Here is a 14,434-nt window from a genome sequence, read left to right as displayed (position 1 = left end):
CGCGTGATGGACAAGATCCGCGAGCAGGTCGAATCGGTCGCCGAGAACATCGTGATGCTGAGCGAACGGACCCATGCGGTGGGCGACATCATCGCGACGGTCAACGACATCGCCGAGCGCTCGCACATCCTGGCGCTGAACGCGGCGATCGAGGCGGCGGCGGCCGGCGAACACGGCCGAAGCTTCGCGGTGGTGGCCGCCGAGATCAAGAACCTGGCCGACCAGTCCAAGGAAGCCACCGTCCAGGTCCGCGCAGTGCTGGGCGACATCCAGCGCGGGATCAACACCTCGGTGATGCTCACCGAGGAGGCGGTCAAGCGGATCAGCTCGGGCACGGCGCAGACTGACCAGGCCCAGGGGGCGATCAACCACCTGACCGACACGATCCAGGAGAGCAGCGACACGTTCCAGCAGATCGTCGCCGCCATCAACCAGCAGCATATCGGCCTGGAGCAGGTGATGATCGCCCTGCGCACCATCCGCCAGGCCAGCACCCAGACGGCCGACGGCACCCGCCAGCTTGACCGGGCGGCAGCCAATCTCAGCACCCTGTCGGGGGAATTGGTCCAGTCGATCGGGCGCTATCACCTCTGATGGACATCCGCCAGTTGCTCCTGGACGCCTTCGCGGCGGAATATCGCGAGCATCTGGCTGCGATGCGCCGCCTGACGGCCGCGGGTGCCGGCCAGGCGGAGCTGGCTGAGGTCTTCCGCCGCGCCCACAGCCTGAAGGGTGCTGCACGCGCGGTCGACCATCAGGCCATCGAGCAGCTGGCGCACCGGCTGGAGTCGTTGCTGGAGCGGGTCCGGCAGGGCGGGCTGGCACTGGATCCGCCGGTCGTGCGGGCGGTCCTGGACGCGCTGGATGCGGTCGAGGACGTCGCGGACGACCCGGAGGCGGCGGTGGCGAAGCTGCCGGTGGCCCAGGCGCTCGACGCGCTGCTAGGCGGCGCGGCGGCCGAGGCAGCGGCCACGGCGGAACCGCCACCCGATCCGGAGCCGCCGGCCCCGGAGCCATCGCCTGCCCCGGAACCGCCACCCGATCCAGCGGCCGAGATCCCCCCCGCACCTGCCCCGTTGCAGCCGGCGGCAGAGCCGGGAGCCAACCCGGCCGCCCGTCCGCTGGCGCCGTCCGGGCACGAGACCGTGCGGATCCGCGCGCGCCACCTGGACGGGCTGATGACCACGGGCGGCCTGTTGCTGGCGCAGACCAGCCAGCAGGCCGAGGTCGGCCGGCGGCTGCGCGTCCTCCATGACGAGGCGGCAGCCCTGCGCCGGACCTGGGAGCGCAGCCGGGCCGAGCTGCGCCGCCACGAGCCGGCGGCTCAGAGCACGGCAAGCCCGCTGGAGGCGATCGACAAGGCGATCGCCGGGCTGGGGCGACGGATCGGCGAGCTGGCCGGCCTGCAGGCCACGAGCGCCTGGAAGACCCGGCGCCTGATCGACCAGCTCCAGGACGACGTTTCCCAGGCGCGGCTCATCCCGGCGGAGGAGGTGTTCTCGGGCTTTGGCCGGATGGTGCGCGACTTGGCACGGGAATCCGGCAAGCTGGTGGAGTTCCAGATGACCGGCCTGGAGCTGGAGGCGGACCGGATGATCCTCCAGGCGCTGAAGGACCCGGTGATGCACGTCCTGCGCAACGCGGTGGCGCATGGCGCGGAGCTGCCGGAGGAGCGCGAGCGGGTGGGCAAGCCGCCCGTCAACCGGCTGGCGCTGACGCTCGGCCTGCAGGGCACGCGCCTGCGGCTCGAGGTGAGCGACGACGGGCGGGGGCTCGACTTCGGGCGGATCCGCGCCACCGCAGTGGCCGCGGGCCTCCTCGACGGAGCCGAGGCGGACGTGGCTGGAGAGGCCGAGCTCGCCCGCTTCCTCCTGCGCGACGGCTTCTCCACCGCCCGCACCGTCGACCGGCTGTCCGGCCGAGGCATGGGGCTGGGCGTGTTGCAGGAGGTGCTGGCCCGGCTGCAGGGCGACCTCGAGATCGGGCCGAACCATCCCCATGGCACGCGCCTGGAGATGAGCCTGCCGATGTCGGTGGTGCGCACCGACCTCCTGCTAGTGGCCTGCCGCGATCAAACCTTCGCGCTGCCCGCCCATGCGGTGGACCGGGTGCTGCGGATCCGGGCCAGCGAGATCGCCACGGTGGAGGGGCGGCCGGTGCTGCGCCAGGGCAGCACGGTGACCGCCATGTCGATCCTGGGCGACCTGCTCGGCATGGGCGAGGATTCGCTCACCGACGAGAGCGGGTTCTGCGTGGTGGTGATCCTGCGTGCCGGGCGGCGGCGGGTCGCCATGCTGGTCGACGGGCTCCTGGAGATGCGGCAGGCGGCGGTCCAGGAGCCGCCGGCCGGGACCGACCCGGTGGTGGCCGGGACCTTCCTGCGGGACGGCCGGCCGATCCTGGTGCTGAGCCCGGCCCTGCTGATCGACGGCCAGCCGAACCAGGGCCCGGTCCGCTTCGCCAGCGAGGAGCGCAAGGCGCCGCCCTCCATCCTGGTAGTCGACGATTCCATCACGACGCGCACGCTGGAAAAGAGCATCCTGGAGGCGGAGGGTTTCCGGGTACGTCTGGCAGTGGACGGGCAGGACGCTCTGGACAGCCTGCGCCGGGAGCCGGTGGACCTCGTGATCAGCGACGTGGAAATGCCGCGCATGGATGGGTTCGGCCTGTTGCAGGCGCTCAAGGCGGATGCCGACCTGTCCGCGATCCCGGTGATCATGCTGACCTCGCGCGACGCCCGGGACCAGGTGCAGCGGGGCCTGGAGCTGGGCGCCGACGCCTATGTCACCAAGCAGAGCTTCGAGCAGCGCACCCTGCTCGAAACGATCTGCCAGTTCGTCGACCCGCCGTGAGGCCGCCATGACCAGGGAACGCGGCAGTATCCGCGTGCTGATCGTCGAGGATTCCAAGGTGGCGGCGATCCAGCTCGAGCAGGTGCTGGCGGAGGACGGCCGGTTCGAAGTGGTGGCCGTGGCAGGCTCGGGCGAGGATGCATTGGCCCTGGTGCCGCGCTTGAGTCCCGACATCGTGCTGATGGACGTGCAACTCCCCGGGATGGACGGCGTGGAGACCACCCGCCGGATCATGCAGACCAGACCGACCCCGATCGTCATCACCTCGGCCAGCATCAGCAACCCCATGGTGACGGTGTCCCTGGACGCGCTGAAGGCCGGTGCCCTGTCGGTCACCGAAAAGCCGCTTGGCCGCCGCCGCGACGAGTTTCCCCGCCTGGCCCGGCGCCTGTGCCAGCAGCTCGCGATCATGAGCGAGGTCCGGGTGGTGCCGCAGCGCCACCTCTCGGCCCGGCCGCTGGTCCAGGGCAGTGGCGAGACGGGCCGCTCCCGCAGTGCTGCACGCTACGAGATCCTGGGCATGGTCGCCTCCACCGGCGGCCCCGCGGCGCTGGCCAAGGTGCTGGGCGCCCTGCCGCGGGAGTTCCCGCTGCCGGTGGCGGTCGTCCAGCATATCGGCGCGGAGTTCACCGAAGGTTTTGCGGATTGGCTGGACAGCCAGGTGCCGATGACGGTCCGCCTGGCCCGCCATGGCGAGACCCTGGTACCTGGGCATGTCTACGTGGCGCCGGGCGGGCGCCACCTGATCGCCGGCCAGGATCTGCTCCTGCTCAGCAGCGAGCCGCCCGTGGGCGGCCAGCGTCCGTCGGGCACGATGCTACTCCAGTCGATGGCGGCCAGCTTCGCCGACCGGGCGATCGGGGTGGTCCTGACCGGGATGGGCGACGACGGTGCCGCTGGCCTCCTGGAGATGCGCCAGCGCGGCGCGCACACCATCGCTCAGGACGAGGCGTCGGCGGTGGTATACGGGATGCCGGCGGCCGCCGCGCGGATCGGTGCCGCGCGGCTCCAGCTCCCGCTCGACGCGATCGGCCCGTACCTTTTCCAGACTGCCAAGGACGGCCGCTCGACATGACGGAGCCCGCTCCCAAGATCCTCATCGTCGAGGATTCGCCGACGCAGGCCCTGCGCCTCCAGCTCACCCTGGAGCAGCAGGGCTGGGCCACCATTTCCTCGGCCAGTGCGGAGGACGCGCTCGCCAAGCTGAACGGCGAGCTGCCGGCGCTGGCCCTGGTCGACCTGCACCTGCCTGGAATCAGCGGCGACGAGTTCACCCGCCGCGTGCGCATGAACATGCGCACGCGCAGCCTGCCTACCCTGATGCTGACCGATTCGGACAGCCTGGAATCGCAGCGGCGGGCGTTCGAGAGCGGTGCGGACGACTATGTGCCGAAGTCGGCTGCCAGCGACGTGCTCCTGCTGCGCATCCGCAACCTCCTGCGCAGCCCCGCCGGGACGGTGTCGGAGCCGGGAGCCGCCGTGCCCGAGTTCCGGCGCAGCCGCACCCTGGTGGTGGTGGACGTGACCGAGGTCGACCGCGGCCGGGCGGCCATCGCGGACCGGCTGGTGGTCCATCTCCGGCAGGAGAACCACGACGTGATCGTGGTGCCCGGCGGCGAGGTGGCGGTGGCCCGGCTGGGGGTGGACCCCTATGATTGCGTGGTCGTGCTCCTGCCCGATTCGGTCGAGAGCGCGCTGCAGTCCTGCCGACGGCTGGACCAGGCCAGGCGCAGCCTGGGCCAGGCCTTCCAGATCGTGGCGCTCGAGTCCGCGACGGGGGTGCACCCGCCGCTCGCGGTGCTGGAGACCGGGGTGGACGACTTCGTGGACGCCGGCAGCGGGCTGCAGATCCTGAGCGCCCGGCTGGGTGCGCATCTGCGCCGGCGCGCCATGCAGGAAGAGGCGATCCGTCGCGCCAAGGAGGAGGCCGAGCGGCAGCGCGAGCTGGAGCAGGCACGGGAACTGGCGCGTACCGCCGAGGCGAAGGCCAAGCTGATCGCGGCGCTGGAGCAGTCCAATGCCGAACTGGCCGCGGCCAATCTCCGCCTGCGCGACGTGCAGGCCGAGCTCACCCTCGCCAAGGAGACCGCCGAGCGTGCGGCCCGGGCCAAGACCGAGTTCCTGGCCACCATGAGCCATGAGATCCGCACGCCCATGACCGGCGTGCTGGGTATGGCCGACCTCCTGGCGGCGGAAGACCTCTCGCCCAACCAGCTCCACTACGTGAACACGATCCGCCGGTCCGGCGCGCACCTGCTCAGCATCATCAACGACATCCTGGACTTCTCGCGGATCGAGGCCGGCCGGCTGCAGCTCGAGACGATCGACTTCGCGCCGGCCGCGGCAGTGGATCACGTCTATTCCCTGATGCAGCCGCAGGCGACCGAGCGGGGGCTGGTGCTGCGCCAGGAGGTGGGCGACCTGTCCGGCCTGGTGGTGCATGGCGATCCGACCCGGCTGCGCCAGGTGTTGGTCAACCTCGTGGGCAACGCCTTGAAGTTCACCGCCCGCGGCGAGGTGGTAATCGGCGTGGATCTGCGCCATGCCGACGAGCTGGCCGTCGTGCTCCGCATCTGGGTGCGCGACACCGGGATCGGCATCGCCGCCGAGCGTCAGGCGGCCCTGTTCTCCGCCTTCGTCCAGGGCGATGCCTCGACCAGCCGGCACTATGGTGGCAGCGGCCTGGGACTCGCCATCTCCAAGCGGCTGGTCGACGCCATGGGCGGCACCATCGGCTTCGAGAGCGAGGAGGGGCGCGGCAGCCTGTTCTGGTTCGAGCTGCCGATGCGGCGCGGGCAGCTGGTGGACGCCGCCCTGCAGGAGGCGGCGGGGAGCGATGCGGTGCCGCCCATGCGGATCCTGGTTGCCGACGATGTGGCGGTCAATCGCGAGCTGATCAACACGATGCTGACGCGCGAGGGCCACCAGGTCGACCTGGTCGAGAACGGCCAGGAAGCGGTCGAGCAGGCGGCGCGGGCTCCTTATGACGTGATCCTGATGGACGTGCAGATGCCGGTGATGGACGGTGCGGAGGCGGCCGCCCTGATCCGCCGCCTGCCGTCGCCGCAGGCTGGCGTGCCGATCCTGGCGCTCACTGCCAATGTCATGGCGAGCGAGCGGGAGCGCTATCTCGCCGCCGGCATGAACCGCTGCCTGATCAAGCCGATCGTCTGGAGCGAGCTGTTCGGCGCCTTGGCGGCGATCGCCCGCGGAACGCCGATGCGCGGTGACCCGCCCACCGCACCCGATCCCGACCCCGATGGTCCGCAGGGCGATGATCCAGCGGAGCAGCCGCTCCTGGACGAGCGGCGCATCGAGAACATGGCGGCGAAGATGCCCGTGGCCATGCTCCGGCAGATGCTGGCCCGGGGCATCGAGGCCGCCGAGGAGTGCCGGCAGCGCATGTTGGCCGGCGACGGCGAGGTGGCGGTGCTGATCGCTGAGGCGCACAAGCTCAAAGGCAGTGCCGGTACGGTGGGCCTGCCCCGGGTGACCACGCTGGCCGGTCGGATCGAAGCGGCGGCACGGGCGGGGCGGGACCAGGCCGTGCTGGCCGAGCTCCTGGACCGGCTGGGCCGGGTGATCATCGATACGCGCGCGGCGCTCAGCGCCGTGCTGCGGGCGCTGGACGACCGCCCGGCCGCTTCCGCCTGATCCCCTGGAGCCGGCCCAGGCCAAGGGGCCGGCTGGTCACGCTGCTCGACATCGGCCGGGCGGCGGCGCACTCCATTGCCCGCATGATCACTTCTCCGGGGGGCTGCGTGGCAGCATGATCGAGGACTATGCGCTGATCGGGTCCACCACCGGTGCTGGGCTCGTTCATCGTGACGGGACGATCACCTGGCTGGCCCTGCCGCGCTTCGATTCCGAGGCGATGTTCGCGAGCCTGCTCGGCGACGAGCGGCACGGGTCCTGGACCATGGCCGTCACCGATTCCAATGCCCGGGTCAGTCGGTGCTACCGCAAAGGCACCTTCATCCTGGAAACCACCCATGCCTCTGCCCCGGGCGAGGTGGTGGTGGTCGACCTGCTCACCCTGCCGGACCGCGGGGGGCGCCACCGGCTGATCCGCTTGGTGCAAGGCCGCCGCGGCCGGCTGCGCCTGCGCACCGAGATCCGCTTCCGGTTCGGCTATGGCGCCTATGTGCCGTGGCTGCGGCAGGTCGAGGGGGGCGTGGTGGCGGTGGCCGGACCCGATGCCGTCCGGCTCACCGCGGACGTGCCGTTCGAGAATGCCGACTTCGCCAGCATCGCCGAGTTCGAGGTGGGAGCCGGCGAGGAGGTGGCGTTCGTCCTGGAGTGGTTCCCCTCGCATCTGCCCACCCCGGCGCCGATCCGCAACGCCCTGGCACTGGTGGAGCATGCCGCCCGAGTGATGCGCGCCTGGACGGCGACGTCCACCTATCGGGGCGATCATCAGGAGTTGGTCGAGCGCTCCCTCCTGACGCTGAAGGCCCTGACCTACAGTCCGAGCGGCGGGATCGTGGCGGCACCCACCACCTCCCTGCCGGAATGGCCGGGCGGGGTGCGCAACTGGGACTACCGCTACTGCTGGATCCGTGACGCGGTGCTCACGATCTATGCCCTGCTGGCGTCCGGCTATCGCGAGGAGGCGGCGGACTGGCGGCACTGGCTGATGCGCGCGATGGCGGGCTCGCCCGACGAGCTGCAGATCATGTACGGCCTGCATGGCGAGCGCCGCCTGACCGAGACCGAACTCGACTGGTTGCCGGGCTTCGAGGGCAGCCGGCCGGTGCGGATCGGCAACGACGCCTATCGGCAGCGCCAGCTCGACGTCTACGGCTCGGTGATCGGCGCCTTCTACGTGGCGAGGCGGGCCGGCCTGAACGAGACCGACGAGGTCTGGCCGCTGGAATGCAGCATCGTCACCAGGCTCGCCGGGCTTTGGCAGGAAAAGGATTCCGGCCTGTGGGAGATGCGCGGGGAGCCCCGCCACTTCGTCCACTCCAAGCTCATGTGCTGGCTGGCCTTTCATGCGATGGTGCTGAGCGTGGAGGAGTTCGGCCTGGACGGGCCGGTCCACGAATGGCGCCGGATCCGTGCGGAGATCCACCACGACATCTGCACTCGCGGCTACGACGCCCGGCAGAACAGCTTCGTGCAGTATTACGGCGCCGATGGCGTCGACGCGGCCCTGCTACTCATGCCGCTGGTGGGCTTCCTGCCGATCGACGACCCGCGCATCCAGGGCACGGTCGCCCGCATCGAGCGCGAACTGCTGCGCGACGGCCTGGTGCTGCGCTACCTCACCAAGGAAGCGCTGGATGGCCTGCCGCCCAAAGAGGGGGCGTTCCTCGCCTGCAGCTTCTGGCTGTGCGACGTCTATGTCGCGATGGGCCGCCTCGACGAGGCGCATGCCCTGTTCGAGCGGCTGGCGAGCCTGGCCAACGACCTGCACCTGCTGGCGGAGGAATACGACCCGCATGCAGGGCGGCAACTGGGCAACTTCCCCCAAGCCTTCTCCCACCTGGCGCTGATCAACAGCGCCCATGTGCTGGCAGGATCGGCGGGCGGTGCATGGCAGGTCACGAACCGCTCACCGCCCGGCCGGACGGGCTGACCGGGCGATGCCTCAGCCGGGCCGGCTCAGGCCTGCTCGGGCCGGGCGGCGGCATCGGCCGGTGGTTCGGCCAGGCTGGCGTGGGCGGCGGCGACCGCCTCGGCGATGGTCGACTCGAATCGCACCTCGGGTGGGCGGACGCCATGGGTCAGCAGCACGCGCCGGATCGCCGGGCGGGTGCCGGTGAGGTAGACCGCCGCGCCCTGCCGCCGTGCCTTGCGCACGAAGCCCTCCAGCGTGTTGGCGGCCGTAGAATCCAGGATCGGCACCGCGGAGAAGTCGATCACATGGGCCTTCGGCTGCTGGCCGATCCGGTCTAGTGCCGCGGCGACGCTGGCGGCGGCACCGAAGAAGAACGCGCCGGAGATGCGGTACACCGCGACATCCGCATCGGCGGCCAGCGCCGCGTCATAGCGGTCGGCCGGCCTGGGCTCGTCGGCCTGGTCCTCCTCGATCATCGGCTGCAGGTGCTCGATCTGCACCATCTGCGCCATGCGGTGCAGGAACAGGAGCGCGCCCAGGCCGAACCCGACCAGGATGCCCTCGGTGAGGTCGCGGAACACCACGAGCAGGAAGGTGGCGCCCAGCACCACGGCATCGCCCGGCGACGAACGCAGCAGGGTGGCGAACTCCTGCTTCTCCGCCATGTTCCAGGCGACCACCGCTAGCAGCCCGGCCAGGGCCGAGAGCGGGATCCAACTCGCCAGCGGTGCCGCGACCAGCATGAACAGCAGCAGGAACAAGGCGTGTAGCATGCCCGAGACCGGACCCCTGGCACCGGCGCGCACATTGGTGGCGGTGCGGGCGATCGTGCCGGTGACGCAGATCCCGCCGAACAGCGGCGTAACGATGTTTGCCACGCCCTGGGCAACCAGTTCGCAGTTGGAGCGGTGCCGCCGCCCGGTCATGCTGTCGGCCACCACCGCGGACAGGAGGCTCTCGATGCTGCCCAGTAGGGTGAACGCGATGGCCGCGGGCAGCACCTCGACGATCCGGTCCACCGAGATGGCCGGCAGCTGCGGTGCCGGCAGGCTCTGGGGAATGCCGCCGAACCGTGTCCCGATCGTCTCGACCGGCAGACCCAGGCCGGCCGCCACCACCGAGGTGAGGGCGACCGCGATCAGGAAAGCCGGCCAGCTTGGCCTGAAGCGCCGCACCAGGACGATCGTGCCGATCGCCAGGCCCGCGACCGCGATTGCCGCCGGGTTGGCGGTGGGCAGTGCCTGGACCAGTGCATGGAGCTTCTCGAGCAGCGGGCCCGGCTCGTGGGCCAGGGTCAGGCCCAGCAGGTCCTTGATCTGGCTGGCGAAGATGATGACCGCGATCCCGGCGGTGAAGCCGACCGTCACCGGGTAGGGGATGTACTTGATGAAGGTGCCCAGGCGCAAAAGGCCGATGGCCAGGAGCATGATGCCGGACAGGAAGGTCGCGAGCAGCAGGCCGTCCACCCCATAGGTCTGCGTGGTCGCGGCCACCAGGACGATGAAGGCGCCGGCCGGGCCGCCGATCTGGAAGCGGCTGCCGCCCAGCAGCGAGACGATGAACCCGCCGATGATAGCAGCGTACAGGCCGCGGTCCGGCGTGACGCCCGACGCGATCGCGATCGCCATCGACAGGGGCAGGGCCACGATGGCGACGGTGAGGCCGGCCACCAGATCAGCCCGGAGGTCTGGCAGGCGATAGCCCTCGCGCAGGACGGTGACGAGCTTGGGTGTGAACAGCTCGCTGAAGCTGGGACTGGTAGGCTTGGCCGACGTCGCCATAGAACTAACCCTGCGGCAGGGGCGCGCGCTCGTCGGTGCCGGCCCGGCGATGGCCCATACGGGAGAGACTGGTCAGGAGCGGCAGGCGCCGGTCATGGCGCATGCCGCAAGCGCACGCCCCGGCCCCGACCGTTGCTGGGTGCGTTCTCGCCGATGAGCTCGATGCCGGCGGTGTCGAGCGCCTGGATCACCTTGGTGAGCGTGTCGACCACGCCCCGCACGGTGCCCTCGCTCGCCTCCATCCGCTGGATCGTCGGCAGCGACACCCCCGACAGCTCGGCGAGCTGCCGTTGGTCGATACCGAGCAATGCCCGGGCGGCGCGCATCTGCGCTGCGGTGATCATCGATGCTCCACGGCCGCTGTCCAGAGGCTGATACATCAGTGCTAATGTTTTGTACATCAATAATGATGCTCTGCCCGTCGATGTTGCAGGCTGGTGACACATGACGGCAGGAACGGCTACGCTGCGCCATTGGGTCCGGGCGGTGGCCGCTTTGCGCCCAGGCCGCGGCCGCCTAGGTAGGATCCGTGCGGCAGGTGAAGGAGAGGACGTGGCGCAGGAGCAGGCGGGGGCCAGCGGGCGGAGCCACCGTGACCCGTGCGGGGTCTGCCTCGACTGCGCGGTACGCCGGCAGGCGGTCTGTGCGGCGCTGGAGGACCATGAGCTGGGTGCACTCCAGGCGATCATGGCCTCCACCCGCGTCGGCGCGCAGCAGACCGTGGTCGAGGAGGGACAGCCGCGCCGCAGGGTCTTCACCCTGACCTCCGGCATGCTACGGCTCTACACCATGCTGCCCGACGGGCGACGCCAGATCACGGCCTTCCTGTTGCCGGGCGACTATCTGGGGCTCGGCGACGAGAGCAGCTACGATCAGACTGCGGAGGCCGTGGTCGATTCGGTCCTGTGCGGCTTCCCGGTGGCCGAGATGGAACGGCTGATGGAGCGCTATCCGCGCCTGCAGCTCCGCCTGAACCAGATGACCCGGATCGCGCTGCGCCAGGCCCGTGACAGCCAGCTCATCCTGGGCCGGCTGGCGCCGGTGGAGAAGCTGGCGACCTTCCTCCTGGTCATGTCGGCGCGCCAGGCAGAGGGCGGCCAGCCGGAGAGCCCGCTCCATCTGGCCATGACCCGCACCGACATCGCCGACTATCTGGGGCTCACCATCGAGACGGTCAGCCGCAGCTTCACCAAGCTGCGGCTGCAGGGCCTGATCCAGCTGCCTGAGGCCCATCAGGTCCAGATCGTCGACCGCTGCGCGCTCAACGCCGTGGCGGGCATCACGCCACGCTGAGGGGCGGCTGCCGTTCAGGAACGGGCGGGCGACGATCTCGCTGCGGGTCGCGCTGCCGCCAGCGCCGCGAAGCTGCCGAGGCAAGCCAGAAGCAGGCCCGCCAGTACCGGGCCGCTCACCATGCCGGCGCCCAGCGCCTCCAGCCCCTGCCGGAGTACCGCCAGCACTGCCAGGGCTGCCAGAACCTGGATGGCGGTGGCGCCGGCAGCATAGATCCAGGCCCGGCGGCGGCAGGCGGCAGTGGCAAGGCAGGCCCGCTGGCCGAGGACCGCCCCCGGTAGCACCGGGCTCACATGGCCATGGATGCCGTGCAGCCCGGCCGAGGCATCCACCGACATCCGGCCGAGCGAGCGGCCGAGCAGGACCAGCCCGGCCGGGACCAGGAAAAGGGCGGCGGCATAGAGCAGCGCATAGAGCGGGGCGGCCGATGGCAGGAACAGGAACAGGAGTGCGGTGACCAGCGCTCCGGCCAGTGCCGCGGTCGCGAGCAGGCCCAGTGTCACCGGGAAGGCGCTGTCCAGGCTGTCGACATCGACGGTGAGCCGGCCGACCAGGCCACCAGGCTCACCGAACGGATCTGCCACCGTCACATGCTTCATCGCGCTGCACAGAAAACAGGGGATGTCTAGCCTCCTGGGCACCCGCACAAGCTGCGGCATTGATCATGATCAAGGCGAGGCCGCTGCCGCCACCGTAGAGCGGGCTCGTTGCGGCGTCCGGCCGCATCGGGTGTGGAGCGGCCCGGCACGCGCTCCGATCGGCCGCAACCCCAACGCCAGTGACCGGAGCGGGAACGATATGGCACTTCTCCTGGACCCCCGGCGCCGGACTTGCCTGCGCCTTCCCTGCTGAGCGCGATGCGGCAGGGCCCATGCCGGGAGCGCCGGCCGGCCCTCGCCCGGAGCCGGCGGTGACGGTCGAGGCGGCGGTGCGCCGCTACGCTGCCCGGCCGGTGCCCCGCTACACCTCCTATCCGACCGCGGCCGAGTTCTCCGCCGCAGTGGGCAGTGCTGCGCACGCTGCCTGGTGCAGCGGCTCGACCCGGATGAGAGCGTCTCGCTCTACCTGCATGTGCCCTACTGCCGGGAACTCTGCCATTATTGCGGCTGCCACACGAAGATAGCCGTGCGCGACCATGTCATCGCCGGCTACCGCCAGGCGCTGGAAGGCGAGATCGCCCTGGTGGGCAGCCTGCTGCCCAAGCGGATCCGGGTGGGCCGGCTCGCCTGGGGCGGCGGCACGCCCAGCATCCTGGGGGCTGAGGGGCTGGAATCAGTGTTCGCCGTGCTGTGCCGGCAGTTCGACATCGAGGAGGGGATCGAGCACGCGATCGAACTCGACCCGCGCCATGTCGATCCGGCATGCGCCCGGGCCCTTGCTGGTCTCGGCGTCAACCGGGTGAGCCTGGGGGTGCAGGACCTGGACCCGCGCGTCCAGGCGGCGATCGGCCGGATCCAGCCGGAGGCGACCGTCGAGGCGGCGGTGCGCATGCTGCGGGACGCCGGCATGACCAGCATCAATTTCGACCTGATCTATGGCCTGCCGCACCAGACGGTGGCCAGCATCCGCGCCACCTGCGGCGCTGTGGCCGAATTGCAGCCGGACCGGATCGCCTTTTTCGGCTATGCCCACCTGCCCAAGCGGCGCGCCAACCAGCGGCTGATCGACGAGGCGGCCCTGCCGGATGCCATCGCACGCTACGACCAGGCCAGGGTGATTGCCCGGCACTTCCAGGCCAGGGGCTTCGTCCCGATCGGCATCGACCATTTCGCGGCACCTCACGACACGCTGGCCAGGGCGGCAGCCGATGGCCGACTGCGCCGCAACTTCCAGGGCTATACCGACGACGACCGGCCGATCCTGCTGGGCTTCGGCGCATCGGCCGTCTCGCGCCTGCCCGAAGGCTTCGTGCAGAACATCGCCGACAATCCGCGCTATTGTCGGGCGATCACCGGACAGCGGCTCGCCACCGTCCGGGGCTGGCGCCTGACGGAGGACGATCTGGCCCGAGGGCGGATCATCGAGGCGCTGATGTGCAGCTTCGAGGCCGACCTGGCCCAGCTCGACCCGGTGCGGGCCTATCCGGACGAGCTGGCGCTGCTGCGCCCGCTCGCCTCCGACGGGCTCCTGGAGATCCGAGGCAGCCGGATCCGGATGACCGAGGCGGGGCGGCCGGTCGTCCGGGTCGCAGCCGCGGTATTCGACAGCTTCCGGGCACAGGACGCCAAGGGCTTCAGCATGGCGGTCTGACGGCGGTCAGAACCGCTCGACCCAGGGGCGCAGCTCGACCTCCAGCACCCAAGCGCTGCGCGGCTGGCGCAAGACGTCGAGATAGGCGGCAGCGATCGCGTCCGGGTCGAGCGTGCTGTCCGGCCGGTCGGTCGGGTCGGGCCGGGTGGTACTTCGCACCATGCCATCGATCACAAAATGGGCGACATGGATGCCCTTGGGCCAGAGTTCGCGGGCAGCACTCTGTGCCAGGCCGCGCAGCGCGAACTTGCCCATCGCGAAGGCGGCGGAGTGCGCAAAGCCCTTCACGCTCGCCGTGGCACCGGTCAGGAGGATCGCGCCATGGCCTCTCGGCAGCATCCGCCGGGCGGCCTGCCGGGTGACCAGGAAGCCGCCGAACGCGGTGATCCCGATGGCACGCTGCACGACGGCCGGATCCAGCTCGGCAATCGGACCCTGTGCCCGGGCGCTGGCGTTGTAGAGGACGAGGTCCGGCTCACCCAGGCGGGCATCGACCTCGCCGAACAGGCGCTCCACGGCACCCGCGTCGGCGGCATCCACCTGGAAGCACCAGGCACCGGTCTCCTCGGCCAGCGGTGCCAGCTTGGCCGTGTCGCGCGCGGCCAAGCCGACCTTCAGCCCCTCGGCGGCGAGTGCGCGGGCGACCGATGCGCTGATGCCGGGGCCAGAACCGACGATCAGAGCGGTGCGGTAGG

General features: G+C 70.7%; 10 protein-coding genes and 1 pseudogene. 7 read left to right on the top strand and 4 right to left on the bottom strand.

Annotation, left to right across the window (positions count from 1 at the left end; all coding sequences use genetic code 11):
• From EQG76_RS13360 to EQG76_RS13340, 5 genes are all read left to right on the top strand, one after another.
• Window positions 1-594 (top strand): methyl-accepting chemotaxis protein (locus tag EQG76_RS13360; protein WP_235031353.1); only part of this gene is annotated, 594 nt, incomplete at its 5' end.
• Between the two features lie 14 nt (window positions 595-608).
• A complete protein-coding gene (locus EQG76_RS13355) occupies window positions 609-2,852 on the top strand; it encodes a response regulator (RefSeq protein ID WP_159714095.1) in 2,244 nt (747 codons plus the stop codon).
• 7 nt (window positions 2,853-2,859) lie between these two features.
• Window positions 2,860-3,927, top strand: coding sequence for a chemotaxis-specific protein-glutamate methyltransferase CheB (gene cheB, locus EQG76_RS13350; RefSeq protein WP_159714093.1), 1,068 nt, complete (start codon window positions 2,860-2,862; stop codon window positions 3,925-3,927).
• On the top strand, window positions 3,924-6,506 hold the full coding sequence (locus tag EQG76_RS13345) for a response regulator (RefSeq protein ID WP_159714091.1): 2,583 nt from the start codon (window positions 3,924-3,926) through the stop codon (window positions 6,504-6,506). Before cheB ends, EQG76_RS13345 begins: the two co-directional genes overlap by 4 nt.
• 115 nt (window positions 6,507-6,621) lie before the next feature.
• Window positions 6,622-8,433: a glycoside hydrolase family 15 protein gene (locus tag EQG76_RS13340; protein WP_159714089.1), complete on the top strand. Its 1,812-nt coding sequence runs from the start codon at window positions 6,622-6,624 to the stop codon at window positions 8,431-8,433.
• Between the two features lie 26 nt (window positions 8,434-8,459).
• Here the strand turns inward: EQG76_RS13340 and EQG76_RS13335 are convergent, their stop codons facing one another.
• Complete coding sequence (locus EQG76_RS13335; protein WP_159714087.1) at window positions 8,460-10,196, bottom strand: SulP family inorganic anion transporter; 1,737 nt, start codon at window positions 10,194-10,196, stop codon at window positions 8,460-8,462.
• Window positions 10,197-10,288: 92 nt separating this feature from the next.
• Window positions 10,289-10,540: a helix-turn-helix domain-containing protein gene (locus EQG76_RS13330; RefSeq protein WP_159714085.1), complete on the bottom strand. Its 252-nt coding sequence runs from the start codon at window positions 10,538-10,540 to the stop codon at window positions 10,289-10,291.
• A 208-nt stretch (window positions 10,541-10,748) separates the two neighbouring features.
• Here EQG76_RS13330 and EQG76_RS13325 point away from each other — a divergent pair, with 208 nt between their 5' ends.
• Complete coding sequence (locus EQG76_RS13325; protein WP_200840791.1) at window positions 10,749-11,489, top strand: helix-turn-helix domain-containing protein; 741 nt, start codon at window positions 10,749-10,751, stop codon at window positions 11,487-11,489.
• A 14-nt stretch (window positions 11,490-11,503) separates the two neighbouring features.
• Here EQG76_RS13325 and EQG76_RS13320 read toward each other — a convergent pair whose 3' ends face one another.
• On the bottom strand, window positions 11,504-12,073 hold the full coding sequence (locus tag EQG76_RS13320; RefSeq protein WP_159714081.1) for a hypothetical protein: 570 nt from the start codon (window positions 12,071-12,073) through the stop codon (window positions 11,504-11,506).
• A 287-nt stretch (window positions 12,074-12,360) separates the two neighbouring features.
• Here EQG76_RS13320 and hemN point away from each other — a divergent pair.
• Window positions 12,361-13,739: pseudogene (gene hemN, locus EQG76_RS13315) on the top strand (oxygen-independent coproporphyrinogen III oxidase).
• Between the two features lie 6 nt (window positions 13,740-13,745).
• Here hemN and EQG76_RS13310 read toward each other — a convergent pair.
• A partial coding sequence (locus EQG76_RS13310) for an SDR family NAD(P)-dependent oxidoreductase (RefSeq protein WP_159714079.1) occupies window positions 13,746-14,434 on the bottom strand: 689 nt, incomplete at its 5' end.

The sequence above is a fragment of the Geminicoccus flavidas genome, assembly GCF_009806515.1.
Classification (GTDB): domain Bacteria; phylum Pseudomonadota; class Alphaproteobacteria; order Geminicoccales; family Geminicoccaceae; genus Geminicoccus; species Geminicoccus flavidus.
Note: the sequence above shows the minus strand (reverse complement) of the source record. Positions and strands in the feature narration are given on the sequence as shown.

Coding starts and splice junctions, on each gene's coding strand:
- cheB (WP_159714093.1), top strand. CDS start 2,860: ATGACCAGGGAACGCGGCAGTATCCGCGTGCTGATCGTCGAGGATTCC.
- EQG76_RS13345 (WP_159714091.1), top strand. CDS start 3,924: ATGACGGAGCCCGCTCCCAAGATCCTCATCGTCGAGGATTCGCCGACG.
- EQG76_RS13340 (WP_159714089.1), top strand. CDS start 6,622: ATGATCGAGGACTATGCGCTGATCGGGTCCACCACCGGTGCTGGGCTC.
- EQG76_RS13335 (WP_159714087.1), bottom strand. CDS start 10,196: ATGGCGACGTCGGCCAAGCCTACCAGTCCCAGCTTCAGCGAGCTGTTC.
- EQG76_RS13330 (WP_159714085.1), bottom strand. CDS start 10,540: ATGATCACCGCAGCGCAGATGCGCGCCGCCCGGGCATTGCTCGGTATC.